This is a genomic window from Alicyclobacillus mali NBRC 102425 (assembly GCF_001570745.1).
Lineage (GTDB): Bacteria > Bacillota > Bacilli > Alicyclobacillales > Alicyclobacillaceae > Alicyclobacillus > Alicyclobacillus mali.
Window position 1 is genome coordinate 62,174 of sequence record NZ_BCSG01000017.1, and the last position, 23,609, is coordinate 85,782.

The following is a 23,609-nucleotide window of genomic DNA, read 5'->3' on the forward strand; positions in this document are numbered from 1 at the left end:
GTGGCGCGGCGGATGGCGGTATACGGCCCAGCTGATGATCCGGTGCTTCGCACCGCGGCGGCGGAGTGGGCGCGCGCGGTTCGCGCGGCGTGCGGAGAAAGCCCCGAGCCTCTGGCGGCAGATCCGGGTGGTGCGCCGAGCACACCGTGCATCGTCATGGGGCTTCTGTCGGCGATGCCGCGCGGGCTTCGTGAAGACGCGCAGGCCGCGCTCGCCAGCGCGCTTTCGGACGAGGCGTACGCCATCCTGCCGGTGGACGGGCAGGGTGCCGCGGTCGTGTCGCGGACGCCCGCTGGCGTGCTGTATGGCGTGTTCCACCTGATTCGCCGCCTGCGGCTTTGCGAACCGCTCCACGAGGCTTGCGTCTCCTCACCCAAGAACGCCTGGCGCATGCTGGACCACTGGGACAACGCCGACGGCACGATTGAGCGCGGATACGCGGGGAAATCGCTGTTTTTTCGCGGTGGGCAAATCGATTTTGACGAGGCGCGCGTGCGGGACTACGCGCGGCTTTTGGCATCCATCGGTGTGAACGCCATCGCTATCAACAACGTCAACGTGCACGAGACCGAGACGCGCTTCCTCAAGGAGGCGCATCTGCCGGGTGCCGCACGGCTGGCCAACGTGTTCCGCCCGTACGGCATCCGGATGTTCCTTAGCGTCAACTTCGCGAGCCCCGTCGATCTCGGCGACCTGCCGACCGCAGATCCGCTCGATCCGCGCGTCGAGGACTGGTGGTGCGCGGCGGCGGATCGCATCTATGCACACATCCCGGACTTCGGCGGCTTCCTCGTGAAAGCGGACTCCGAGTTCCGGCCCGGTCCCTTCACCTACGGGCGCGATCACGCCGATGGCGCGAACATGCTCGCCCGAGCGCTGGCGCCTCACGGCGGCGTGGTCATCTGGCGGGCCTTCGTGTACAACTGCCTCATGGACTGGCGAGATCGGCGCGCCGACCGCGCCCGGGCGGCGTACGATCACTTCGTGCCGCTCGACGGCCACTTTTTGGACAACGTCCTGATTCAGATCAAGAACGGACCGATGGACTTTCAGGTGCGCGAGCCGGTCTCGCCGCTCTTCGGCGGGCTTTCCGACACGAACGTGATGCTCGAATTTCAGATCACGCAGGAGTACACCGGCCAGCAGCGGCACGTGTGCTATCTTGCGCCGATGTGGAAAGAGGTGCTCGACTTCGACACGCACGCGCGCGGGCCGGGATCGACGGTGGCCGAGATCGCGAGCGGCAAGCTGTTCGGGCGGCCGCAAGGCGGCGTGGCGGGCGTCGCGAACGTGGGCGACGATGTCAACTGGACGGGGCACTCGCTGGCGCAGGCCAACCTGTACGCGTTCGGCCGCCTCGCCTGGGATCCGTCGCTTGACCCGGCCGAGATCGCGCACGAGTGGGCGAGGCTCACGTACGGCGACGATCCGGATGTCGTCCGCGCGGTGATGGGCATCCTCATGGCCTCCTGGCCGGCGTACGAGGCGTACACGGCGCCGCTCGGCGTGGGCTGGATGGTGAACCCGGGACACCACGACGGGCCGAATCCGGAGGGGTACGAGTACTCGAAGTGGGGCACGTACCATTACGCGGATTGGCAGGGCGTCGGCGTGGATCGGACGATGGCCACGGGCACGGGCTACACCGGCCAGTACCACGAGCCGGTGCGAAGTCTGTACGAACACCTGGAGACGTGCCCGGACGAGCTGCTCCTCTTCTTTCACCACGTGCCGTACACGCACGTGCTGCACTCAGGGAAGACGGTCATCCAGCACATCTACGACGCGCACTTCGACGGCGTCGAGGCGGTAGTCTGGATGATGGAGGCGTGGCGGCGGCTTCAGGGGCGGATCGATCCCGTCCGCTTCGAGCGCGTTCTCGCGCGGCTCGAGGATCAGATGCAGCGCGCCATCGAGTGGCGGGACGTGATCAACACCTATTTTTATCGAAAGTGTGGCATTCCGGACGAACGGGGTCGCCACATCTACCCGTGAGCAGGGATTCGGTTCATCGGCCGAGAAGGATACGGCGAATGTTGGCCGATGGAGGGGTTTCTGTGGCGTCGTCTCCAACGAGGAAGCGGATTGGGTGGGGTGGTGGCGCGGTCTTTTCGGCGGCCGTGCTGTACGTGGTGTACATGGCCTACGCGAGCTTCATCGCGGATCCGGGGGATGTGTCGTTCCTCGCCCATAAGACGGGGCTTCACCGCCATTTGTCACATGGGGCGTGGCTCGTCGCCCTTCACATTCACATAGCGAGCGCGCTCGTGGCCATCCTGGCGGGCGCGCTCAATTTCGCCTGGACGCGGGCGCGCGCGCACCTGGTGCTGCATCGCGCCGTGGGCTATGTATACCTCGCGGGCGTCCTCGGCGTGGACGGGACGAGCGGTTATCTCGCGCCCGAGGCGACGGGCGGCGAGTTGGTCACCGTCGCGTTCAATCTCTTGAACGTGTACTGGTTGGTCACGGCGTTTCTGGTGTACTGGATGGCCCGAAAGCGCCGCCCTGACGCGCACAGGCGCTGGACGGTGCGGAGCTACGTGTTTCTCGACACCAACGCGCTGAACCGCGGATTCACCTGGCTGGGCGTTCACGCCGCGGGGCTCTCATTTGACGCGGCGTATGCCACCGCGGTTTGCCTGAGCATCGTGGTGAACGTTGCGCTGGGCGAGGTCCTGGCGCGAACGCTGTATCCCTGCACCTCCGGGCGGCGCGCATGAGGTCTTGCGCCTGCAAAGCGAAACGGGGCCCGCACTGGGCCCCGTTTGCGCGGTGGGGTGTGGCCACCCGATCACGCGGACGTTTCCGCGTCCAAGTGGTAGTCGGATGGGCTCGTCTCGTCTTCGCCGTTCGACAGGCCCATGGCCCGGAAGATGGCGCTGAGGACGATCACAACGATGATGTTGGCGATGAGCGCCCAGATGCCGGCGTACGCGGTCACACCGCCCACCGCGTAGCTCGTGGACTGGTAGCCGGTGCTCGCCCACATGAGAATGCCGAGCACAATGCCCACCAGCCAGCCGAGGAAGAGCCCGCGGCGGTGGAACCAGCGCGTGAACAGGCCAAACACGACGGGCGGCAGCGTCTGCAGGATGAGGATGCCGCCCACCTGCTGCATGCTGATGGCGTACTGCTGCGGGAACCCGAGGATGAACACGAGCGCCAGCAGGATGATGATGAGCGACACCATCTTCGCCACGCGCGCTTCGTTCGCGTTCGAAGCGTTCGGCGCGAAGAACGCCTTGTAGATATTGCGCGTGAACAGGTTGGCCGACGCGATGGACATAATGGCCGCCGGCACGAGTGCACCGATGCCAATGGCGGCGAAACCAAAGCCTGCGAACCAGGTCGGGAACTCCTTTAGGAACAGGAGCGGAACGGCTTCGCTCGTCGACTTGGTGTGAACGCCCGCGGCGAGCGCCATGTAGCCGAGCAGCGCGATGATGCCGAGCGCAAATGAGTAGGCTGGCAACAGCGCCATGTTGCGCTTCACGACGCGGCGGCTGGAGGCGCTGAACACGCCCGTGACCGCGTGCGGGTAGAGGAACAGCGCAAGTGCGGAACCCAATGCGAGCGTCCCGTACGTCGCATACAACTTCGGCGACAGCGCGATGGACCCAGGCGGATGGTGCTTGGCGAGCGCCGCGGCGGACGCGTGGAAGATGGGTCCGAAGCCGCCCAGCTTGATGGGGATGAGGATGACCGCCACGATGATGGTGATGTAGATCATGAGGTCCTTCACGATGGCGATCATCGCTGGCGCGCGCAGGCCGCTCGTGTAGGCAAACAGTGCCAGAATGATGAAGGCGATGATGAGCGGCCAGCTTCCTGGGATGCCCATGGCCGTGATGACGGCCTGCATGCCGGTGAGCTGCAGCGCGATGTAGGGAATCGTCGCGAAGATGCCCGTGAGCGCGACGACAAAGGAGAGCAACTTGTCGCCGTAGCGCCCCTGCACGAAGTCGGAGGCGGTGACGTAGCCTTTCGCTCGCGCAACGGACCAGAATCTCGGGAGAATCAACAGGAAGATGGGATAGACGACCGTGGTGTACGGCACGGCGTAGAAGCCGAGCGCGCCCTTTCCGTACATGAGTCCCGGCACGGCGATGAAGGTATAGGCGGTGTACAGATCTCCACCGACGAGGAACCACGTGATAAGCGTGCCAAACCGGCGTCCGGCGAGGCCCCATTCCTCCAGATGGGACATATCGCCGCGCCGCCATCTCGCCGCGACAAAGCCGAGAATGGCGACAAAGAGAAAGAAAATAATAAAAATAGAGAACGCAGTCCAGTTGATCTGCATGAACTCACCCCCTTACCCTCAGTCGTCTTTGAGGATGTTGTACAGAAATGCGGTGATGATGGCCGCGATGATGATCCAGAGCATCTGGTACCAGTAGAAGTACGGGATGCCCCACAGCTCCGGTTTGAGCGATCCGTACAGGCCCGGGAACAGCGATCCGATGACGGGCGCGAGGATGAGCAGGTACCACCATCGCTTCGCTTTCGTGGACGGCTTCTGCGTGTCGTTCACCGTGTGCACCTCCCTTCCGATTGGCTGGCGCTTGCCCATGTAAACAACCGATTGTTTTGTCTCTCCGGCTGTCAACGCTTACAGATGGGCAGCTCGTCATCATTTATAAGCTACGACAGGCTTGTCTGTCAAAGACATGCACTGGAAAGGTGGGCAGCAGTGGCACGCCCGGTTCGCTCGAACCATCGGGGGAGGCGCCGGGCGCAGCGCGCGTCACCCGCGATATGTCGGGAGGCGCACTTCCACGGCGGTGCCGGTGGGCTCTTCGGTGCGCCAGATGTGGATCTCGCCACCATGCTGCTGGACGATTCGGTGCACAACCATCAGACCGAGGCCTGTCCCCTTCATTTCTGTGTTGTACATCGGCTCGCCGAGGTGTTCGAGCACGGAGTCTGGAATGCCAGGCCCCGTGTCCCGGATGTGAACGGTGGCTTCCGCCTCAGTGGCGGTGATCCACAGCACCACCCGCCCGTGGGTCTCCGCGGCCGCCTCGATGGCGTTTCGCAGGAGGTGAACCACCATTTGGCGGAGTTGTCCAGGGTAGCCGAGCACCTGAACCCGCGGCAGTGGGCCGAGATCGAGCGGGACGCCTCGTTCGAGGGCGAGCGGATCGCACACTCCGATGGCGGCGCGGGCCATCTCGGCGAGATCGCATGGAATGGGCTTGACGGCCTCGGGCCTGGCGAGGACCATGAGCGAATCGGTCACGTCCTTCATTCGCTCGAGCTCGCCCCAGATAGCCTCGTATGCGCCGGGCGCGAGTTCGTCGAACTGTGGGCGAAACAATTGCACAAAACCCATTACGGTCGTCAAAGGGTTGCGAAACTCGTGCGCGATGCTCGCGGCGAGCTGGCCGGCGGCTTCGAGCCGCCCTTCTCGCAGTCGGGTGGCTTCCTTCCGGAGGCGCGGCGCGAGGTCGCGGGCCTGAAGGATGTAGCCCCCGGCATGGGCGGCGTTCGTGCGGATGGGCGTCAGGCGCAGCGCGACGTCGGCGCGCACGCCGTCGATCTCGAGCGCAAAGTCGTGCTCCTGACCGTCGGCGCCGATGGGCGTGAAGAGATCGTCAAAGCGGGAGAAGTCTTCGGGTGCGACGAGATCGAACACGGAGCGGCCCAGCAGGGATTCGCGGTCGAGCCCGGCGGAGGCGAGAAAGCCGGGAGACGCGAAGGTGATCTCGCCGCTCGACGCGGCGACGAGGACGAGATCGGCCGAGTTTTCCGCGATGACGCGGTACGTCTGGCGCGCCGATTCGCATTCGTCGACGAGCCGCGAGTGAACGCGGGAGATCCAAACGAAGCTGAAAAAGAGCGCCGCGGTGGGCAGCGTGATGGACCAGTCCGCGTTGCGTGCGGACAGCAGCGATGCGAGCGAGGGGGGAATGATGAGCGCGACTGGGTGAAGGCTGCGGAGTGCCGCAGCCGCCATGCCGAGTCGCCGCATGGAACCGTGCAGGCACGTGAGTACGGCGAGGCGCACGAGTTCGAAGAGCATAGCGGCCACGGCGGATCGAAACAGATAGGGGACAAAGAGCGCGCGGTGCAGCGCGACGTAGGCCGGGACGAGCGCGAGTTGATGCGCGCCGAGCGAGATGAGAAGGTGCCTCACGTGTGCAGCCGTGAGCTTGCCCTCGACGGAACGAAGGAAAGCCGCTGTGACGCTGAAGAGGATGGCTGTGGTCGCCGCGGCAAAGCCGAGTTGATTGGCGGCCCAGACGTAGCAGAAAGCGGAGGTGGACCACTGGCGTCCGCCCGGGAGGTGAATCGGAAAAAACTCCAGCACGCACGCGACCGCGATGATCAGCCACAACAGGCTGTGGGTTTGTTGGTACAAGCCCCAGGCCGCGAGGAAGGGCACAGTGAGTCCCGCGGCCAGGAGGGCGTATGGGTAAGCGCGGCGAAAGTTCAGGTTCAACGCTGCATGCGCTCCTTTGTACGACGAGAGGTTGGCCGGATGGGCGGTTGTCGACAAGGTCCCTAAAAGCACAGAAAGAACCGGGACAGAGCCCCGATTCTTCCTCGCTGGTCACGATGTCGAGCGAAACCCATGTGCTTGCATGTCGAAGTGTAGCGCATGGGCGGCGCGTTGGAAAGCGCAACATGTCGAATTGACGGGCGCGATGTCGGTTTGAGGACGAAACAGGTGCTTACCCGGGCCCTCGCTTGCCTACGCCCTGCGCGGCATGCGCCACAGGAGCCTGAGCGCGAGCGCAATGGCGCATCCGAGCAGCGTGTCCATCAAACGCGCCTCCACGATGGCAGGCGCTCCGAGGCCAGTGCGCCCCGTTTCGGCGATGAGGATGGCGAGCGGCGTGATGAAGATGACGGCGAGGCCGTAGTTTCGCGGTATAAGGAGTTCGGCGGCGGTTTGCAGGGCGAAGAGCAACAGCGCCAGTTCGATAGGCCGGGGATGGATGCTCAAGACGGCGCCAGCCAGGATCACACCGAAGGCGCTGCCCAACGCGCGCTGAATGGCGCGGTGCAGCGTGCCCATCACCGTCATGCCGACGAGCGTCGCCGCGCAGCCGACGGCCGTCCAATAACTGCGCGGGCTGCCGATGGCGTGCGCGACCATGGCAGAGGCGAAGAGGCCGACCGCCATTCGCAGGGCGCCCACGAAGGCGGCATCACTCGGGCGCAGATGGTTTTTCAACGTTTGGGCGATCCGTCTCGCGCTCAGCCGACGAAACCGGCTCGCATGTCCATGCGCAGGCTGCGGCCACGCGATGGCGAGGAGAACGGACAACGTCCAGGCCACCGAAGCTCCGGCGAGGACGAGCGCTGCAGACGGGGCGATGGAATGGCCGAGCGGCTGTCCGCTGGCGATGGCGGCCGCCATCACGAAGAAGAAGGGTCCGGGCGGCGCCATGGCGAGGGCGACGGCGACGTAGGTCGCCACGGCTCCGACGCACGCGAGCGCCACCGCGGCCGCGAAGGGACTAGAGCTCGCGACGGCTCCGACGGCGAACGAGGCTGTGAGGCCGAGGCCGACGGCGGCCAACTTTACGGCGAGCCGAAAGGTGGGCAGGTCCGTCGCATAAATGCCGGTGAAGGCCCCGATGGACGCCAGGAGCCCATCCGCTGGGTGGCCGAACAGCGCGCCGAGCGCCACCACGGTAAACAGGCTGAGGCCAGCGGAGAGCGCTCTGCGCCAGGGCCAGGGCGCCTTGCGCAGGAGGAACGCGTGGTACACGCGCGCTTCGCCCGCATACCGAGCGTCCGTCGAAGACCGGGGCGGCGTCTGCCGCTGGATGTGTTGCCGAGCGTCCAATGCCGTCCTCTCCTTTCCAGCCTGGCACATGGCGCCGACTGCGCCATGTGCCTCCGCGCGAAGAATCTCTACTTATGATTTTCGCCGAAGGCTGGAGAAAAGGGCGCATCGTGAAAGCGGTTTGAGGTTGACATTTCGGTGAACAGCCGTCAGGGGCGGCGCATTTCGTAGGGCCGCCCCTTCCAGTGATCGCCCGTGCGGAGCCAGAACCGTCTGGCGGAATCGAGGGTCATGAGCGTGTACAGGAAGCCTGCCAAGGGAAGCAGGGCGGATCGCGCGGGAGATAGGTGATACCAGCGCAGCATCGGCACGAAGGTCGCGGCGAGGATGGCGTATGCGGCTCCGCCGAGGCACAAAGCGGCGAGGCTTCCCGGCGAACCCAGCCCTAGGCCCACCAGGCCGGCGATGGTGGCGATGGGCGGGACGGCGTACAAGAGCAGCATCCCGAGGGCGGTGCCCACGAGGAGCCAGGCGGAGAACCGCAGTTGCACGAACGCGGTGCGCGCGATCATCCGCCAGATCTCGCCGAGCGTTCCGTACGCGCGCACGCTCACCACGTCGTCGCCAAGCCCGAGCCAGAGCCGCCCGCCGCGATGTGCCACGAGCCGCGCCAGCGAACAGTCGTCGATCACGGCGTCGCGAATCGCCTCAAGTCCCGGGGGCGTGGGCAGCAGACGGCGCCGGACGAGCACGCATCCGCCTGCCGCGGCCGCGGTCCTTCGCCGGGGATGAGACACCCACGCGAACGGATACAGCTTCGAGAAGAAGTACACGAACGCTGGTATGAGGAGCTTCTCCCACCCGCTCTCGGCGCGAAGCCGCACCATGAGTGAGACCAGATCCAACCCGTCTCGCTCGGCCCGCGCCACAAGGGCCTGGACGCTGGTTGGGGGGTGCGAGATGTCGGCATCCGTCAACAGCACGTGCGTCGCATCCTCCGGCACGCACCTGAGCCCGTTCTGCATGGCCCACACTTTGCCCGCCCAGCCAGGCGGAAGCGCCTCTGCGCGCACCACGCGCAGCCGGTCCGCAAGGCCAAGTTCCGCAGCAATGCGGGCCGCCACCTCGGCCGTGCCGTCCGTGCTGTGATCGTCCACGAGTATGACGTGGAACTCGCCGGCGTACGCCTGCGAGAGGAGCGCCGGAAGCGTCCTCGGCAGGACATCCGCCTCGTTTCGCGCGGGCACCACGGCCCACACGGTCGGCCACTCGCGCAAAGCCTGCCCGGCGTTTGCCGCTTCCTTCGCTGTGTTCATGGAAAGGTGGGTGCGCCAATAAAAGCCGCGCGCGAGAAACAAGAACAACCACGCCGCGAGGCTCAGGGCTGCCGTCCACGCCAGCGCCATCAAGGGGCAACGCTCCTTCCATCGCGGCATCGCCGCGTTGTCCAATGAAGCCTGTACAATTGCCGTTCGACTCAGTATACTGATTAGAAACTTGCCTGCGGGGATGGATGCCCGTGAGTCAAATTCGCTTTCACCTCGATCGGCTCCTTCACGAGCGTCAGTGGAAGATACCCGATCTGGTGAAACGGTCCGGTGTGAACAAAAACACCCTGTACGCCCTGAAGAAGAACGCCATCGCCCGCGTGGATCTCCGGGTGTTGGAGCGCATCTGCGATGCGCTCTCGTGCAAGCTGTCGGATCTCATGACCTACGAACCAGAGGGGGAGACGCATACGAAGGGCCTGCTCTTCATTCTGTCCGGTCCATCCGGGGCAGGGAAAAACACGCTCATCAACGCGCTCCGGGATCGGTACGATCTCGGCCTCACTTTTATCCCTTCGTTCTCCACAAGGCCTATGCGGGCCGGCGAGACGAACGGAAATCCTTACTACTTTGTGTCGCGCGAAGAGTTCATGCGCATGGCCGAGCGGGGTGAATTCCTTGAGTACGAGACTATTCACGGCAACCTGTACGGCACGCATCTCCTGAGCTATGAGCGCGCCCTGAATGAAGGCCGCGTCATCATCAAGGACATCGACGTGAACGGCGCGCTCAACATGAAGCGCGTGTTTGGCGATCGCGTCATTCTGATCTACGTCCGCCCGACTTGCCTCGATGACCTCGAGGGAAGACTTCACCACCGCGGCGACAAAGAGGAAGACATCCGCGTCCGGATGCAGCGTCTCAAATACGAGGAGTCGCTGTCGGATCAGTTCGATTTCCTCATCTTCAACGATGACGTCGCCACAGCCACGGCGGAACTCGCCCACATCATTCGCACCTGTACGCGAAAGCACGCGTAAAGGCGGGACAGAATGCAGGTGAACGCTCATCCCCGCGTGCGCTTCTCGCTGCGCTACAAGATCATCGCCATCCTCTTTGGCGCCATGCTCGTGGTGCTTGCCCTCGGCGGGACGCTGTTTTACAGCGTCGCTCGGCAGCAGATGCTTAAGAGCGCGGACAAGCAGGCCGAACTCCTCGCACAACAGATTGAGCTCGAGGTCGAGTCGAGCGAGGCAGGGCAAGCCTACATCGACAATCTGCTCGGCAACGAGCTTCGGATAGCCTCCATCGCGATTGAAAAGCAACTCCCGCCCCACTGGCGGGACGTGACCAACGAACAACTGCGCCAGTTATCCGCAGAGCTCGGGGTGAGCGGCATCACGCTTCTCGCCCCCACCGCGGACGACATTGTCGGCGTGCGCTCGTCGGATCCGCGCGAGATTGGCCTTTCCACCCGCGGCATGGGCAAATGGTACATCGCCTTCCGCGATTTGCTCGCCGGCCGGCCCCAGGCGTCCACGTATGGCACCGCGGAGAAAAACTACTGGTCCGGGCCCTTCGCCAACGCCGCCTCCGATCCGTCCAAGGTCGACAAGTGGGGCTACTACTATGATGGCACCACGGACTACATCATCGATCCGTTTTACGTCCAGACGTCCATTCCCGGCTACGAACAGGTGGTCAGCGTCAACAGCACCATCCTCCACGTCCTGGCGACCGAGCCCGACATCCTGTCCATCGCCGTGTTGAATAAGACGTTTGCCGAAAAACCCATCCGTTACTCGTACAAGGGCGTTTCATGGATCGACGTCGCCAATCAGCCCGTTATGTACGGCGCCTATCGCTATGCCGATCACGACCTCGACGTCAAGCTCAAAGACCGCGCTTTGTCCACGGGCCACATGCAGACCGCCCTCGATCGCGTCGGCGGCACGACGGTGATGAAGGCGTTCATCCCGGAGTCGGAGCAGGGCAGCCAATACGTCGTCGAAATTGTGATGAACTACCGCCTCATCACGGCACAACTGGCGGGTCTTCTGCACGACATGGCCATTCTGGGGGGCGCGCTCCTCGTGCTCACTGCGGTGCTCTCGTTCGTAGGCGCGGAACTCATCACGCGCCCGCTCAGGCGGATCACCGAGGCCGTGGACGAGATCGCCGACAGGAATTTCGCCACGCACGTGGACGTGGCGCGTTCGGACGAGATTGGCGTGCTCGCCGCGCACGTCAACGAGATGTCGGAGAAGCTGGTGGAATATTTGCGCGAACTCACGCGCCGGGAGCGCGGCAGGGGCGTCGATTACCTCGTGATGGATACCCAGGCGCTGGTGCACGAGCTCGGCACGCCGCTCGCCGCCATTCGGCAGATGGCGGAGCTCTTGCCGAGGATCGAGCCGAACCTCGGAGAGAAGGCGCGCGAGATCCTCGAGCGGATGCGATCCGCTTCTGAATACGCGAATCGAATCGCACGAGACTTCACGGCGTTCTTGCGCAACGGCATGCTGACCGTGAGGCGCCGCGACGTGGTGCGGCTGGTGTCGGACGCCGTTGGCCTGTGTTCGTCCATGGCCCAGGCCCGCCATGTGAAGCTCTCGTTCCGAAACGAGACCGGACATCGGCACGTGTACCTCGACGTGGATGAAGACAAGCTGTTTGGCGCCGTCGTGAACCTCGTGAGAAACGCCATTGACGCCATTCCGGACGATCGCGCCCGGCGCGAGGTGGACGTGACGGTGAGAATAGAGGCCGAAGAGCTGCACATCGACGTGATCGACAGCGGCGTCGGGATCCCGCGGGACCGCTGGGACCGGATTTTTGTTCCATACAGTTCCACGAAAAAGGGCGGGCTGGGCCTTGGGCTCACGTTCTGCGGCCTCATCGCCATCGCCCACGGCGGCACGGTGGGTGTGGTCCAGTCCAGCCCTCAGGGTACGCACATCCGCATGCGCCTGCCATTGAAACATGAGCCGATTCAGGTGGATGCGTAGATGGTGATGCGCGTCGTGAGCCTGTGCGTCTGGTCGAAAGCGGCGGGAGGCACGTCAAACCACGCGTCCTGGCTGGAGCCCCAGGTGGTGTCCACCAGGATGTACCGGCTTTGGTCCGGGATCCACACCTCATTCCACGCGTGGGACCCTTCCACGCCGCCGGTCACCGCCACGCCCTCGTCGATCCGCACGGTCAGGCCAACGGCGTGCGCCATATCCGCATAGAGAAGCGCGTAGTCCGCACACACGCCCTTCCCGGTCTCCAGCGTGGTGAGCGGGGACTGAGCGTCCCATTTGCCATCGTAGACGTAGTCGTCGTATTTCTTCCAGTCGTAGTGAACGTGGTGAATCTCCCACTCGTACAAGGCGCGCGCCTTGGCGTACGGAGAGGTTATGCCGCGCGTGATGGCAAGGGCTTTTTCCGCCACCGGTTTTGGGACGACGAGAATGCCGGTTTCCTCCCCAGGGCCGGTGGGCACGACGAACAGGGAGATGTCGGCTGCCACGCTCTGTGCTGCGCCTTTGGCGAGAACGGGCATTTCCCGCTCGGCAATGGGGCGAAGCCACGGCGTGTACACGTGATTCGACAGCCAGCGGTAGGCGGGCGACGCCTGGGAGGCTTGCGCAAGGGCTGGCGCGGACACGTATTGCAGCGCGAGAAACAGGCCGGCACCGACCGCGGCCGCGCGGAAGGCGCCGAGCGCGCCGCCGACCACCAATCCTCCGGCGCGGCTCAGGGTACGCACGCGTCCTCGCGGGCGGATCCACCGGGCGCCGAGCGGCGCGAGCAGCGCCCCGATGGCGGACGCGACGATGAGATAGGCCGCGAGGAACACAATCCAGTTGCACAGCCTCGGAGACTGTTGCCAAAACGCGGCAAGATGGGCTAGCCAGCCTGGCACGGACGCGCGCTGGCCATCCTGCAGCACGAAGTTGCGGACGTAACGGCTGATTGCGACGGCGGCTGCGGACGAGGCGGCAATCTCGGCGACAAAGGCCGCTGTCTGCACAAACCTCCGTGATTCGCGCTCGAATCCGCGTCGAAAGCCCGCCAAGGCCGAGAGGGCCACCACTCCCCACAGCACCCAGTCCAGCCAATCCTTCACCGGAACACCTCCAGTTCTTCAGTCTATCCCGTTTCACGCCGTTGGAGTAGTATGAAGAATAGACATTGGCAGGCGCGGAGGGATGCGTGTGGCATGGACGGCGGATCAGATTCCGAATCTCAAGGGGAAGTGGGCCGTCATCACGGGAGCAAACAGCGGCATCGGGTGGCAGGCGGCGCGCTGGCTGGCGAAGCGGGGGGCCCGCGTCACGCTCGCGGTACGCAACCGCGGGCGCGGCGACGACGCCAAGGCCCGCATCCTGGCGGAGGTGCCGAGCGCCGAGATGGACGTGCGCCTGCTGGATTTGGCCGATCTCGACAGCGTCCGGTCGTTCGTCGAGGCGCTCGTGGCGGACGGCCAGCCGCTCGACCTGCTGATCAACAACGCGGGCGTGATGGCCACATCCTACGGCACCACGCGCCAGGGCTACGAGCTGCAGTTTGGCACCAATCACCTCGGACATTTCGCCCTCACGCTGCAACTCCTCCCGATTCTCGCCGGGACGACGGGCGCGCGCGTGGTGACCGTGAGCAGCATGGCGCATCAGATGGCAAAGCGCCTGGATCTCGCGTACGTGCGCAGTGGCGGGCGCTACCGGCGATTCGAGAGCTACGCGCAGAGCAAGCTCGCGAATCTCCTCTTCGCCTACGAGCTTGACCGGCGCCTGAAGCAACGAGGACTCCCCTTGAAGAGCATCGCCTGTCATCCGGGTTTTGCCGCGACGTCGCTCGTCGAAAACGGCATGCTGAAGGGCGCCTGGGCAAGGCCGCTGGCTCGGGTGGTGAACCGATTTGCCCAGCCGAGCGAGATGGGCGCGCTCCCCACGCTGTACGCCGCCACGCATCCGGACCTCGCAGGCGGCGAGTACATCGGCCCCGACCGGGGATCTCGAGGCTATCCCGTCGTCGTGTCCTCGTCTCCCGCTTCACGCGATCTCGCCGCAGCGCGCGAGCTTTGGAGCGCCTCGCTCGAGATGACGGGCATTCCGCGCGACGCCTGGTACGCGCTCGAGGACGCGTGAATCCGCGCCATCGCGCGCTCCCGGGCTTCAGAAAGAGGGGTAGACGTGGCCAAGTTGTACTTTCGCTTTGGGCAGATGAACGCCAGCAAGTCCATCCAACTGTTGACCGTCGCACACAGCTATGAGGAACAGGGCAAGAAGGTGGCGCTGTTTACGCCCGCCATCGACGACCGGTACGGCCGCGGCGTCATCGCGTCCAGGGTGGGCATCGCCAAGCGGGCGGTCGTCGTCGACGAGGACACCGACCTGTTCGAGCGCGTGCGCCAGCAGATGCCCGACTGCGTGCTGGTGGACGAGGTGCAGTTCCTCCGCGAGTGTCACGTGCGGCAGCTGGCGCGCGTGGCGGACGATCTCGACATTCCCGTGATCATGTACGGCCTCCTCAAGGACTACCGCAACCGCCTGTTCGAGGGCAGCGAGGCGGCCATTCTGTGGGCGGACCGGATTGAAGAGATCAAGACCATCTGTGCACACCCAGGATGCGACCGCAAGGCGACCATGATTCTCAAGGTCAAGGATGGGCGCCCGGTGTACGAGGGGGAGCAGATTGAAGTCGGCGGGAACGATCTCTACAAGTCCGTCTGCCGCAAGCACTACTTTCACCCCGACGTGGAGGGCCTGATGCGCGCCACGGGCCCGTGAGGCAAGCGTTCAGCGGCCCAGTGCTCCGCCCCGGCGCCTCGGTGTCACAGTTCGAGCGACAACTGAATGGCAGGTGCTTTTGCCAGGTCTTCTTCTGCCGCACGAAGACAGGCGGTGAGCGTGTACACGGGCATCTTCAATTGACATGCCACGTACACTTCCAGTCGGGCACCACGCGAGCGCTCCCATCCAGGGAGCGTCACGACGGCGTCCGCGTCCATGAGCATGCGGATGTCGCGGCGCATGGCGGCGTACCAATCGTCCTCGGGCGAACCATATTCGGCCGGGTTGATGACCTGAAATCCCCGCGCCCGGAGTGACTGAGCGGCCTCCAGGAAGGCCGGGCGATTCCCGTGCGGGAGCCCCGTCATGGGACCGGACAGATAGATGCGCTTCACGTGATCTCGCCTCCCGAGTATCTTGAGCTCAGGATATGCGAACATATGTTCGATGTCAAGAGGGTGTCGTAGACTCCTTGGCGAACGTTTTTTCTTCATATACAATGAACGTTCGGGTCGCGGCGGAGTGACACTGTTCGCCTCAGGCCGCGATGACGAGGAGGATTTCGCATGGCAGAGCACTACGACGTGATCATCGTGGGCGCGGGGCCCGCCGGACTCTACGCCGCCTACGAGTTGGTGGAGAAGGCGCCGAAGCTCAAGGTGCTGCTCATCGACAAGGGCGTGGAGGCGCGGTTTCGCCACTGCCCCATCATGGAGGGGCGGATCGACAAGTGCCCGCCGCCCAACAAGATCAAGACGTATGCGAGCTGCTGGCCCGCGTGCGGCGTCATCAACGGCGCGGGCGGCGCGGGGAGCTTTTCGGACGGCAAGTTCAACATCACCGCCGAATACGGTGGCTACCTGACGGAGTACCTGCCCGCGAGCGAGGTGCTCGGGCTCATCGAGTATGTGGACGCCATCAACCTTCGGCACGGGGCGCCCGACGCCGTGACGGATCCGTCCACGCCCGCCGTGGCTGCCATCGAGCGGCGGGCCATGGCTGCCGGGCTCAAGTTGCTTCGCGCGCGCGTCCGCCACATCGGCACCGACAAGAACCTGGAGCTCATCCAGTCGCTGTTCGAGCACCTCGGCCGTCACATCGATCTCCGCTTTCGCACCTTCGTCGAGGACATCGTGGTGGAGGGCGATCGCGTCGGCGGCGTGATCCTGCGCGGGGGTGAGGTGGTTCGAAGCCGCTACGTGCTGCTCGCGCCGGGGCGGGACGGGGCGACGTGGCTGTCCGACTTGTTCCGTCGCCACAAGCTCAAGATGACCAACAACCAGGTGGACATCGGCGTGCGCGTGGAGACGTCGAACGTGGTCATGCAGGAGCTGAACGAGCACCTGTACGAGGCCAAGTTCCTGTTCCAGTCGCCGGCGACCGGCCTCATGGTGCGGACGTTTTGCGCCAACCCGTCCGGCCATGTCGTGATTGAAAACCACACGGGCGTCATGGCGGCCAACGGCCACGCGTATCACGATCCGGCGCTCGGGTCGCAGAACACGAACTTTGCGCTTCTGGTCAGCCACCGGTTCACCGAGCCGTTCGACAAGCCGAACGAGTTCGCGAAGAGCATCTGCCGGCACGCGAACGAGCTGTCGAACGGGTCCATCATCCTGCAGAAATACGGCGATCTGCGCAAGGGCCGCCGATCGACCCCTCAGCGCATCCGCGAAGGGTTCGTCGAGCCGACGCTCAAGGAGGCCGTGCCGGGCGATCTCGGCCTCGTGCTGCCGTACAAGACGATGGTCGCGCTGATGGAGATGATCGAGGCGCTCGACAAGGTGGCGCCTGGCGTCGCGAGCGATCACACGCTGTTCTACGGCGTGGAGGCGAAGTTCTACGCCGCGCGCGCCGAGGTGGGGCCGGATCTGCAGGCGAAGATCGACGGGTTGTACTGCGCGGGCGACGGCCCGGGCATCTCGCGCGGAATCTCGCAGGCGGCCTCGTGCGGCGTGCACGTGGCGCGGCAGATCGCGAAGCGCGAGGCGTGATCGACAGGCGGCGCGAGCTTGACGTGCAAGGGAAAGGCCCAGGGCCATCTGAGGTCCCGGGCCTTTTCGCCGTGCGCCGGTGTCATCGCGAGACGTGTACCAGCTTGCCGTCCTGGAAGTACAGCCGCGCGCCGTTCGGATACGTCCAGACGGTCTCGGGCCTGCCGTGGTACGTGGTGGACGAGATGGACGACGGCGGTCCCCACTTCGCCCGCGCCTCCGACTCGGAAATCCCGATCGGCAGGTAGGGATACGCCCCGCCGGAACCCCCGGACGTCCCGCTCCCGGATGTCCCCGTGCCGGACGCGCCGGATGCGCTCGACAACGGCTGCGCTTTCTGCCAATACTGGCCGAACCACGCCTCTGCCTGCGCGCGCACGAGGGGCTGGGTGACGACCATTCCGACCTCCCGGTTGTCGTCGAGCGAGTTGGCGGAGAGGTTTTCGCTGCCGATGAAGACGGCCTCCGTGCCCGCAATCAACTTCGCGTGCACGTAAGGCGACGAAAGGAGCCGGACCTGCACGCCATGGCTCGCGAGCATGCGCGCGTTCGCCATCTCCTCGCTGTCGATGGAGGACGGGAGCAAGAGCTCGAGCTGGCGGCCTTTCGCCTCCATGGCCGCCATGACGTCCGGGGCGTCGTACAGTTCCTCCTCGGCCATGACGACCGGGCCGGGCTGGCGGATCTGATTGGCGAGCGCCTCGGCCGATCCCGGCGACACAATGAGCGCGGGCGGGAGGCTCGGCCGTGGGCGGCCCGACCAGTCCGCCTGGAACAGGGCGTCGAGATCGGCCGGGAGGGTACCGCCGTCGATCTCGACGTTGTCCTCGAGGTTGGCGCCGCCATCGAGGGCCGAATACGTGGCGTTGGCCGAACCGACAATGGCGAGGTGCCCGTCGACCACGAGGTACTTGGCGTGATCGTAGCTCGTCGCGGAGGGCGACCACGTCTTGACCTGCACCTTCGAGCCGCGGAACATCGCGAGTTCCTTCGAGACAGCGTCCGGGAAGTCGTACGGGTGGCTGTCCAGGATGACGCGCACGATCACGCCGCGCGCGGCGGCCTGCTTGAGCGCGTTGGCGACGTTTTCGTCGGTGAGCAGGTAGACGTTGTAATCCACGCGCTGGCGCGCCCGTTCAATCGCGCTCACCCAGGGGGCCGATCCGGCGCCGGGCTCCCCAATCCACGTGAATTGGCTGGCGGACGCCGCGATGGAGGCGACGCCCTTCGAGGGCGCGGCGCCTGTCGCCGTGCCGTGGGCAGGTGTGCTGTTCGCTGCGTTTGGGGCAGAGACGTTTGCCGTGCCGCACGCCGTCAAGAAAAACAGGGCTGGCGCCAGGGCGGAAGCCAGCCTGAGCCAAACCCGATTCCTGTTCACGTGCATCGCTCCTTCAGCGAAATGGTGATCCGATTGTAACAAATCTCTTCCCTGCCATCACGCGGAGGGCGGCGTGGGCGAGGGGAGCGCCTGGGTGGCGGATGGCCTGAGCCGGAGGTCGTCCAGGATGATGCCGGACACGTGGCACGCAAGCGCCCGGTTCACGGCCAGCTCGGTCTTCGCGGTCCACGCGTACACGGCGAGGTGGTGGGCTTTGGCCTCGGCCACAAACAGCGGATCCAGGTGTTCGATGTCGGGGTGGAGGCTCTGCGCGCCGAGGCGCTCCGCGAGCTGAATGGGCTCGAGCAGGCGACCGGTGAAGAGCACGCCGAGGGCGATGTCGCGGTCGAAGCGGCGAACCTCGGCCAACGCGGCGTGATCGAAAGAGGAGATGAGGACGCGATCCCGCGCGTTGTGGCGGTAGATGGCGCCGAGCACGCGGCGGATGAGCTGGCGGGTGTGCGCGACGGGGCTGGTCTTCAGCTCGATGTTCACGCACATGTGCGGCACGGTCGCGAACACCTCGTCGAGCGTGGGGATGAGCGTGCCGCGAAAGCGGGCGTCAAACCACGTTCCGGCGTCGAGCTTGCGCAGATCGGCGAGTCGCATGTCGGCTATCAGGCCGCTGCCGTCCGTCGTCCGGTCGACCGTCGGATCGTGCAGAACCACGACGCCGCCGTCGCCTGTGAGGCGCACGTCGAGCTCAATCATGTCCGCGCCCAACTCCGCCGCCCGCACGAAGGCGGGCAGCGTGTTCTCCGGGCACTCGGCGGACGCGCCGCGGTGGGCAATATAGAGCGTGTCGTCGCGCATCAGGAGTTCTCGAATCATGCGAAGACCTCCTTGTCTTCAAGCGCGGATGTCATCCGAGGTTTTGATCGGCGGCCTCTGCGGCCTGGTGCATGGTGGCTGCGACGGGCTTGCCCTCGTCGAAGATGCCTTGCAGCGCCTGCTGCACCGGCTGCAACGCGGCCAGGTACGCGGGGGACGCCGGCGAAGGATGCTCGTACTGGAGCTCCTCAATGGCGGTCCGGTACTGCGGGTGCTGTGTCAGATACGATTTGTAGACGGGATCGTTCAGATCCGCCTTCTGCACGGGCAGGTAGCCGGTCTCGGTGGACCACTTCACCGACTGCTTGGGCGAGGTCCACCACTGGATGAACGTCCAGGCGGCCTTCTGCTGCGCGGGTGTGGCGTCCTTGAAGATGGCGAGATCGCCACCGCCAGGCGGGACGGCGAGCGTCTTGCCGCGCGGCAGGAGCGCGGTGCCCCACTGGAACTTGCCGCCCACGCCCTTGGTCACCGTGCCCGCGCTGCCGATGGAGTCGATGTCCATGGCCACCTGGCCGTTGATGAAGTCCTGCGTCATGAGGTCCCAGTAGTTCGGCCCCGTCTCCACCTTCGCGTAGCCCTGCTTCACGAGCGACTGCTCCGTTTCCAGGATGGAGAGCGCGGGCGGCTGGTCGAACGTGGCGCGCTTCAAATCGGCCGACAGAATGGAGCCGCCGCCGGACTCCACCGCGTACTCCCACGGCCACCAGTCGACGAGCGGCTCGAAGCCGTAAATCTTGTTCGATCCGGCCCCGCTCGTGAGCTTCTTCGCGTCCGCCGCGAGCTGCGCCCAGTTCGACGGAGGCGAGGCGATGTGCGCCTTCGCGAAGAGTGTCTTGTTGTAGTAGAGCACGGGCACGCTGCGGTTGAACGGCACCGCGTAGTACCGGCCTTGGTACTGCGTCGAGACGAGGATGCCAGGCAGGAAGTTGGACGGCTTGTCGACGCTCGAAGACTGCATCAGATGGGTGAGATCGAGCAATTGCCCGCTCGCCGCGAACACCGGCATCGCGTGCACTTCAATCTGCGCTAAGGTGGGCGGATCGCCCGCCTTGATGGCCGCGAGCAGCTTCTGCTGTTCCTCGCCGCCGCCGGAGTAGCTGCCCTGGTACGTGGCCACGACCTTGATGCCGGGGTGGGTCTGGTTGAACTCCTGCACCATCTGTTGAATGTCCTGGCTGAGCGTCGTGCCGACGCCGTACCAGAAGGTGATGGTCACGGGCTGGCTCGATGCCGCGGCCCGGCTGGCGCCCGTCGCCGCCTGTCCGCCGCCGTTTGCGGCGGGCGCGCCACATCCTGTCGCCACGAGTCCGAGCGCCAGGAGCGCGCCGGATTTCCACAGTCGATCTCGTTTCATGGTTTTCCCTCCCAATGTATGCGCCTCAAGCGGGCGCCGTGTTTATCCCTTCACGGCCGTCTGGGCCACGCCCTGGACGAAGTAGCGCTGGCCGATGAGGAACAGGATGACGACGGGCGCGATGGCGAAGATGTCAAAGGCCATCGCGTAGTTCCACTGCAGGGTTTGACCCGCGTCCTGCGTCAGGAAGTACGACAGGGCGACGGGCACCACGCGCATGTTGGTGGAGTTGGTGGCCACGAGCGGCCAGAACAGGCTGTTGTAGTGGTAGACAAAGTTGAGCAACACGAGCGTCACGATGGTCGGCTTGTTGTTCGGCAGGACGATGCGCGTCAAAATCCACCACTCGCTCGCGCCGTCCACCCGCGCGGCGTCGACGATGTCCCGCGGCAGCGTCAGAAAGCCTTGGCGCATGAGGAAGATGCCGAAGGCCGATCCGGCGTACGGCAGGATGAGCGCGCCGTACGTGTTGATGAGATGCATCGCGGACAGCATGGTGTAGACGGGGACGAACGTCGCCTGCATGGGCACCATCATGGCCACGAGCACCGCGAAGAACAGCCAGCGCTTGCCGCGGAGCGGGATGAAGACGAGCGCGTACGCGGCGAGCGAGGACGTGATCACCTGCAGCGCGACGATGGCGCCGTTGGTAAACACGCTGTTCCACAGGTACAGGAGGAACGGCTGGGCGCGCCACGCAGCGGCGAAGTTGCTCCACGCGGGGTGCGCGGGCCAGAGCGCCGAAGACAAGAGACTGCTCGTTGGCATGAGCGACGTGCGGATCATCCAGTACACGGGCGCCAGGCAGAGCAAGGCCGCGATGGTCAGCAGCGCGTACGAGACGCCCTTCAACAGGGGGTTCGCCCTCACGATTCCTCCACCACCCATCGGCGGCTCAAGCGCATCTGCAGGTACGAGAGGCACGCGAGCACGAGGATCAGAATGACGCTTGCCGCAGAAGACTCCCCGATGTTGAACGCTTGAAAGCCTTTCTCGAAGATGTAGTAGGCAAACGTGGTGGTCGCGCCGTCTGGACCGCCTCCGGTCATGACGTACACCTGATCGAAGGTCTGGAACGTCTGGATGAGGCAGATGACGACGGCGAAAAACAGGCTTGGCCCGAGCGCGCGCAGCGTCACGTGGCGAAACACCTGCCAGCGCCCGCCGCCGTCCACCTGGCACGCTTCCGTCAGGGACGTCGGCACGCTCTGCAGCCCTGCGAGGAAGATGATGGCGTAATAGCCGGTGAACTGCCATGCGGTGAGGATGAGCACCGACAGAAGCGCCGTCCGCCCTTGGCCGAGCCAGTTGACCGGCGACAGGCCGAGGCGCTGCAGGGCCAGATTCACCGGTCCTCCGTCCGTGGCGAAGAGAAGCGAGAAGATGAGGCCCGAACTCACGAGCGGAATCACGTACGGTCCGAAGACGGCCGCTCGGAATATCGCTCGCCCGCGTATGCGCTGGTTCAGGAGCACGGCGAGGAGGAGCGCGGCGGGCAGCGACAGCGCCATCATGCCGACCGCCAGCCACACCGTGTTTGACGCCGCCTGCCAAAAGTCGGGCGCGGCGAGCAGGTGCGCGTAGTTGGCGAATCCGGCGAACACCGGTTGCGGGGTGTACAGCGTCGACTGGTAGAGGCTCAGGTACACCGCGTAGCCCATCGGCACAAAGACAAACGCGAGCAGAAAGAGGAGCGCGGGCGCCATCATCGCGACGCCGGTGAGTTGAAGCGAGAACCGGCCACGCGCAAAGCGCCTTTCCTCTATATGTTGTGCGATCACGGCTTCGGCGGCCTTGGCCACGATGGCCCTCCTTTCCAATGTGCGATGTTCAAGCGGATGGGCTTCACCGCGAGTCTAAGCGTCGTCTGTGAATCATCTGCGAAGGAAGTGTGTCCCTTGTGTGAAGCTCTCGTGAACGCGCGCGATTTGTTATAGTGGGGGAGGAGCGTTCGTGCAGAATCGCATTCATGGCTGACAAGGGGAGCGAACGACGTGATTGAACAATTGCGCAAATATGCAGAACTCATCGTGCGCGTGGGGGTGAATCTGCAGCCGGGCCAACCGCTCGTCATCGGCTTCGGATCGCGCCAGGTGTATCCGGACCAGGTGCCGTTTGCACGGCTGCTCGCGCAGGCCGCCTACGACGCGGGCGCGAGCTACGTGCATATCGATTGGGGCGACGAGTGGTGGCTGCGCGAGGCGGTCAAGCGCGCGGATCTCGCCATTCTGCGCCAGCGCGCCAAGCGGCAAGTCGAGTGGGTGGAGCGCCTCGCGGAGATGGGCGCGGCGTACATCGCCATGCCGGCGAGCGATCCGGCGCTCTTCACGGGCATCCCGCGCGAACGCGTGGAGCAGGCGGAGCGGGCGGTGCGCGAGGCGTTCCGGCCGTTCGACAATGAGCGCACAAACGACAGGTATCGCTGGACGCTCGCCTCGGCGCCGACGCAGGCTTGGGCAGACGCGGTGCACCCGGATCTGCCGCGCGAACGGCGGTTCGAAGCGCTCTGGCGGGATATCCTGCAGGCGTCGCGGGCGACGGGCGAAAATCCCATCGCGGACTGGGAGCAGCACATCGCCAACCTCAAGCGCCGAGCTGCCTGGCTGAACGGCCTCAAGATTCACGCGCTGCACTACCGGGCGCCCGGCACCGATCTGACCATCGAACTCGCGCAGGGTCACTACTTTGAGGCGGCCGGCCATCCCGACGTCCACGGCTTTCGCTTCGTCGCGAATATCCCGACGGAAGAAGTGTTCACGGCGCCGAAGAAGACGGGCGTGAACGGCACGGTTGCGAGCACGATGCCGCTGAATCACGGCGGATCGCTCATCGAAGGCATCCGCTTGCGCTTCGAGAACGGGCGCATCGTGGAGTACGGCGCGGACAAGGGCGAGGAGGCGCTCAAGGCCATCATCGAAGCGGACGAGGGCAGCCATTACCTCGGCGAGGTGGCGCTCGTGCCCGTGGACTCGCCCATCGCGCAGATGAACCGCATCTTCTACAACACGCTGTTTGATGAAAACGCCAGCTGCCATCTGGCCATTGGCCGCGCGTATCCGCTCATCGAGGGCGGCCACCAGCTCGCGCACGAGGACTGGGAGGCGCACGGCTTGAACGACAGCCTCATGCACGTGGACTTCATGATTGGCTCGCCCCATCTCGACATTGACGCGGTGCTTCAGGACGGCCGCACGGTGCCCATCTTCCGCGGTGGGCGGTGGGCGAGCGAGGCGTAAGGCCGCTTACAGCGGGGAGGGGGA

At 65.1% G+C, this 23,609-nt stretch carries 20 protein-coding genes; 8 read left to right on the forward strand and 12 right to left on the reverse strand.

Features of this window, described 5'->3' with window-relative positions:
- Nucleotides 1-12: 12 nt before the first annotated feature.
- Together AMA01_RS06705 and AMA01_RS06710 are read left to right on the forward strand one after the other, a co-directional pair.
- Nucleotides 13-1,995 (forward strand): alpha-glucuronidase, encoded by a 1,983-nt coding sequence (locus AMA01_RS06705; RefSeq protein ID WP_376738334.1) that lies wholly within the window; start codon nucleotides 13-15, stop codon nucleotides 1,993-1,995.
- Nucleotides 1,996-2,057: 62 nt separating this feature from the next.
- Nucleotides 2,058-2,720, forward strand: coding sequence for a DUF2306 domain-containing protein (locus AMA01_RS06710; protein ID WP_067849256.1), 663 nt, complete (start codon nucleotides 2,058-2,060; stop codon nucleotides 2,718-2,720).
- 71 nt (nucleotides 2,721-2,791) lie between these two features.
- On the opposite strand, the gene mctP is transcribed toward AMA01_RS06710, so the two are convergent.
- The 5 genes from mctP to AMA01_RS06735 form a co-directional block, all read right to left on the reverse strand.
- Nucleotides 2,792-4,303 (reverse strand): monocarboxylate uptake permease MctP, encoded by a 1,512-nt coding sequence (gene mctP, locus AMA01_RS06715; RefSeq protein ID WP_082744038.1) that lies wholly within the window; start codon nucleotides 4,301-4,303, stop codon nucleotides 2,792-2,794.
- An 18-nt stretch (nucleotides 4,304-4,321) separates the two neighbouring features.
- On the reverse strand, nucleotides 4,322-4,534 hold the full coding sequence (locus tag AMA01_RS06720) for a DUF3311 domain-containing protein (protein ID WP_008337877.1): 213 nt from the start codon (nucleotides 4,532-4,534) through the stop codon (nucleotides 4,322-4,324).
- A gap of 213 nt (nucleotides 4,535-4,747) precedes the next feature.
- Nucleotides 4,748-6,445, reverse strand: coding sequence for a two-component system sensor histidine kinase NtrB (locus AMA01_RS06725; protein ID WP_067849259.1), 1,698 nt, complete (start codon nucleotides 6,443-6,445; stop codon nucleotides 4,748-4,750).
- A gap of 252 nt (nucleotides 6,446-6,697) precedes the next feature.
- The gene (locus tag AMA01_RS06730; RefSeq protein ID WP_067849263.1) at nucleotides 6,698-7,801 is read right to left on the reverse strand and encodes an FUSC family protein; all 1,104 of its coding nucleotides are present in this window, start codon (nucleotides 7,799-7,801) and stop codon (nucleotides 6,698-6,700) included.
- A gap of 149 nt (nucleotides 7,802-7,950) precedes the next feature.
- On the reverse strand, nucleotides 7,951-9,147 hold the full coding sequence (locus AMA01_RS06735; protein ID WP_231862853.1) for a glycosyltransferase: 1,197 nt from the start codon (nucleotides 9,145-9,147) through the stop codon (nucleotides 7,951-7,953).
- A gap of 107 nt (nucleotides 9,148-9,254) precedes the next feature.
- On the opposite strand from AMA01_RS06735, the gene gmk reads away from it, so the two are divergent.
- Together gmk and AMA01_RS06745 are read left to right on the forward strand one after the other, a co-directional pair.
- Nucleotides 9,255-10,049: a guanylate kinase gene (gmk, locus tag AMA01_RS06740; RefSeq protein WP_231862854.1), complete on the forward strand. Its 795-nt coding sequence runs from the start codon at nucleotides 9,255-9,257 to the stop codon at nucleotides 10,047-10,049.
- A 12-nt stretch (nucleotides 10,050-10,061) separates the two neighbouring features.
- A complete protein-coding gene (locus AMA01_RS06745; RefSeq protein ID WP_067849272.1) occupies nucleotides 10,062-12,017 on the forward strand; it encodes a sensor histidine kinase in 1,956 nt (651 codons plus the stop codon).
- Here the strand turns inward: AMA01_RS06745 and AMA01_RS06750 are convergent.
- Complete coding sequence (locus tag AMA01_RS06750; protein WP_067849275.1) at nucleotides 12,002-13,123, reverse strand: transglutaminase domain-containing protein; 1,122 nt, start codon at nucleotides 13,121-13,123, stop codon at nucleotides 12,002-12,004. The genes AMA01_RS06745 and AMA01_RS06750 overlap by 16 nt on opposite strands.
- Before the next feature lie 82 nt (nucleotides 13,124-13,205).
- Between AMA01_RS06750 and AMA01_RS06755 the strand changes: the two genes are divergently transcribed.
- Nucleotides 13,206-14,144 carry an oxidoreductase gene (locus tag AMA01_RS06755; protein WP_231862855.1) on the forward strand — a complete coding sequence of 313 codons (939 nt, stop codon included), beginning with the start codon at nucleotides 13,206-13,208 and terminating at the stop codon, nucleotides 14,142-14,144.
- 45 nt (nucleotides 14,145-14,189) lie between these two features.
- Entirely contained in the window at nucleotides 14,190-14,786 is a 597-nt protein-coding gene (locus AMA01_RS06760; protein WP_067849281.1) for a thymidine kinase, read from the forward strand.
- Nucleotides 14,787-14,830: 44 nt separating this feature from the next.
- On the opposite strand, the gene AMA01_RS06765 is transcribed toward AMA01_RS06760, so the two are convergent.
- Nucleotides 14,831-15,184, reverse strand: a complete 354-nt coding sequence (locus tag AMA01_RS06765; RefSeq protein ID WP_067849285.1) for a DUF4406 domain-containing protein — start codon at nucleotides 15,182-15,184, stop codon at nucleotides 14,831-14,833.
- Nucleotides 15,185-15,355: 171 nt separating this feature from the next.
- Here AMA01_RS06765 and AMA01_RS06770 point away from each other — a divergent pair, with 171 nt between their 5' ends.
- Nucleotides 15,356-16,783, forward strand: a complete 1,428-nt coding sequence (locus AMA01_RS06770; RefSeq protein WP_067849287.1) for an NAD(P)/FAD-dependent oxidoreductase — start codon at nucleotides 15,356-15,358, stop codon at nucleotides 16,781-16,783.
- 82 nt (nucleotides 16,784-16,865) lie between these two features.
- On the opposite strand, the gene AMA01_RS06775 is transcribed toward AMA01_RS06770, so the two are convergent.
- The 5 genes from AMA01_RS06775 to AMA01_RS06795 are packed head-to-tail and all read right to left on the reverse strand — an operon-like array spanning nucleotide 16,866 to nucleotide 22,151.
- Nucleotides 16,866-18,167, reverse strand: coding sequence for a phospholipase D-like domain-containing protein (locus tag AMA01_RS06775; RefSeq protein ID WP_067849291.1), 1,302 nt, complete (start codon nucleotides 18,165-18,167; stop codon nucleotides 16,866-16,868).
- A gap of 51 nt (nucleotides 18,168-18,218) precedes the next feature.
- Nucleotides 18,219-18,992: a glycerophosphodiester phosphodiesterase gene (locus AMA01_RS06780; protein ID WP_067849294.1), complete on the reverse strand. Its 774-nt coding sequence runs from the start codon at nucleotides 18,990-18,992 to the stop codon at nucleotides 18,219-18,221.
- Nucleotides 18,993-19,023: 31 nt separating this feature from the next.
- On the reverse strand, nucleotides 19,024-20,349 hold the full coding sequence (locus tag AMA01_RS06785; protein WP_067849297.1) for an ABC transporter substrate-binding protein: 1,326 nt from the start codon (nucleotides 20,347-20,349) through the stop codon (nucleotides 19,024-19,026).
- 42 nt (nucleotides 20,350-20,391) lie between these two features.
- Nucleotides 20,392-21,219 carry a carbohydrate ABC transporter permease gene (locus tag AMA01_RS06790; protein ID WP_067849300.1) on the reverse strand — a complete coding sequence of 276 codons (828 nt, stop codon included), beginning with the start codon at nucleotides 21,217-21,219 and terminating at the stop codon, nucleotides 20,392-20,394.
- Nucleotides 21,216-22,151, reverse strand: a complete 936-nt coding sequence (locus AMA01_RS06795) for a carbohydrate ABC transporter permease (RefSeq protein WP_067849302.1) — start codon at nucleotides 22,149-22,151, stop codon at nucleotides 21,216-21,218. Before AMA01_RS06795 ends, AMA01_RS06790 begins: the two co-directional genes overlap by 4 nt.
- Nucleotides 22,152-22,343: 192 nt before the next feature.
- Between AMA01_RS06795 and AMA01_RS06800 the strand changes: the two genes are divergently transcribed.
- A complete protein-coding gene (locus AMA01_RS06800) occupies nucleotides 22,344-23,585 on the forward strand; it encodes an aminopeptidase (protein WP_067849305.1) in 1,242 nt (413 codons plus the stop codon).
- The last annotated feature ends 24 nt before the right edge of the window (nucleotides 23,586-23,609 follow it).